This is a genomic window from Chitinimonas sp. (assembly GCF_041904975.1).
GTDB lineage: Bacteria > Pseudomonadota > Gammaproteobacteria > Burkholderiales > Chitinimonadaceae > Chitinimonas.
In genome coordinates this window covers 1-2,061 of record NZ_JAYRLZ010000330.1, presented here as the reverse complement: position 1 = coordinate 2,061, position 2,061 = coordinate 1, and the positions used below count along the sequence as shown (strand labels likewise).

The following is a 2,061-nucleotide window of genomic DNA, read 5'->3' as shown; positions in this document are numbered from 1 at the left end:
TGACTGGGCGCAGTGACACGCCATTTCAGATAGGCACCGTGCGCCGCCTCGGCAGCATGGTTGATGATGCCGATCGTGGAGGGCGCAAAGCTGCCCAAGGTGCCGCCATTGATCGGACAGCGAATCGGGCAGGGTGCAGCTTCCGAGTAGTGGGCGGCACCGGCCACCAGGGCGGAGGGCCATAGCGGCTCGGCGGCAAGATCATCGAGATGCAGCTCGGCAATCAAACGGCCAGGCAGGCGAATTCCGTTGGACATGGGCAAGCTTTCCGATGGAGGATGGGCAATGCAGCAAGGCGATGCGGCGGGCCCTTGCCGCAAAACAGCGAGGCGCGGGCGCGATCGCTGCACATTGCTGTAGCAGCATAGTGCCTGGCCAGTGCTTGATCCAGATGGCCCGTCAGTTCTGGCCAGCGCCGGCGACCAAGTCAGGCCAAACCAAGCGGAGAGAAATCATGAACAGGGAATGTGCAGTATTGGCCGGCGGCTGCTTCTGGTGCCTGGATGCGGTATTCAGCCGCCTGCGTGGCGTCGAGAAAGTGCTGTCCGGCTATATGGGTGGGCATATCGATAAGCCCAGCTACAAACAGGTGTGCGGCGCCGATACCGGTCATGCCGAAGTGGTGGCGGTGTATTTCGATGCCAGGCAGATCAGCTATGCCGAGCTGCTGGAAGTGTTTTTTGCCATCCACGACCCTACCACCCTGAACCGCCAAGGCAACGATGTCGGCCCGCAATATCGCTCGGCCATTTTTTACCAGGATGCAAGCCAGCAAGCCCTGGCGCTTGCCGCCATCAAGGACTACGAGGCCAGCCACACCGCCAGGGTGGTAACCGAAGTCGTGCCAGTGGCAACCCTGTGGCCGGCCGAGGACTATCACCAGGGCTATTTCGACGCCAACCCCTACCAGCCCTATTGCATGGCAGTGGTGGCGCCCAAGGTACGCAAATTGCTCGACAAGTTTTCCGCTAAGGTGCGGGCGGGGTGATGGTGCATGCAGGCTACGCTTCCGGAATGCCGGGAGCGGATGCCGGCGAGATTTGAGTGTTTTTAGATGCGGGCACTGTTTCCTGCGGTATTGTGTAGTCGTAGTGCGGGTTAGCCGCAGGCGTAACCCGCAATATCATAATGCCCCAGCAACATCGACGGATTGAGCGGCAAACACCAGGGTTCCGCGCGGGTTCCCTTCGGGGACCCGCCCTACACGGCTTGAGTTTCTGCTAAAGGTTTCTTGCCAAACGTATTGGTCAGTACATTGTCAGCAGGGCAGATTTCGTTACAGTTTGTATTGTGTACCCATACCCCCCTACCAACGTAATAAGTGTGAAAGTCCTCGACTTCGATATTGTAAACACGAGTCTTGAGATAAGGATCGTCACTTTCGAAGATATCGTCGTCCAGGCCAACCCCATCTTCAGCCACATCACTATCAATAAAGTTATAAACCAGCCCTTCAACGCTATTGTCTAGCTCGAATGGTGCTTGGCCAAGATTGCGCGACCAACCACATCCAGGCCTATTGGTGCGATAAACAGGCACATTGGCGACTATCCGGGCGAGCGTGCCATCAATCATCTGAATTAAGTGATGATGGCGTGCGTCCTGGTCAATGTCAGGAGCGGTGCCATCTGCCAACTGATCGAGACGGCTACCATCAGGTAACAAGTCTTCCGCCTGGGTCCAGCCGCACACGTATTGATGGCTAACCCACTCGCCATCTTCACTGACATAGCCCTGCTCTTCCATTACCCAAAACGGGTGATTGCCTGTGGCGTAGAGTGACCGATATTCGTCAGAGCCTTCTATTTGATAGGTAATGCAGCGCAAGGTCTTGTCGTCATAGACAAACGTCTTCGCCACCCGCTTAAATGCCTTCGCTCCTCCCCGTTCAGGTTGCGACAGCACCATATCGCCAACCTTGAGTTCCTCAATGCGTACCAAGCCCTTATCGGTATGTACGCGTGTACCGGCCGGGAAGCAGTCGCCAACTGTTTCTGGGTTGCGCAAAGTGAAACAAGGGTCAGGTCTTGTATTCATACATTCCCCGCCGTCTTGATTGCT

General features: G+C 56.5%; 2 protein-coding genes and 1 pseudogene. 1 reads left to right on the top strand and 2 read right to left on the bottom strand.

What is annotated here, in order from left to right; genetic code table 11:
- Positions 1-257: hypothetical protein (locus ACE3OH_RS20125; protein ID WP_374357352.1), on the bottom strand; the 257-nt coding region annotated here is incomplete at its 3' end.
- 197 nt (positions 258-454) lie between these two features.
- Between ACE3OH_RS20125 and msrA the strand changes: the two genes are divergently transcribed.
- Complete coding sequence (msrA, locus tag ACE3OH_RS20120) at positions 455-988, top strand: peptide-methionine (S)-S-oxide reductase MsrA (protein ID WP_374357348.1); 534 nt, start codon at positions 455-457, stop codon at positions 986-988.
- Between the two features lie 212 nt (positions 989-1,200).
- Here msrA and ACE3OH_RS20115 read toward each other — a convergent pair.
- Positions 1,201-2,061, bottom strand: a pseudogene (locus tag ACE3OH_RS20115) (hypothetical protein); the annotation flags it as partial.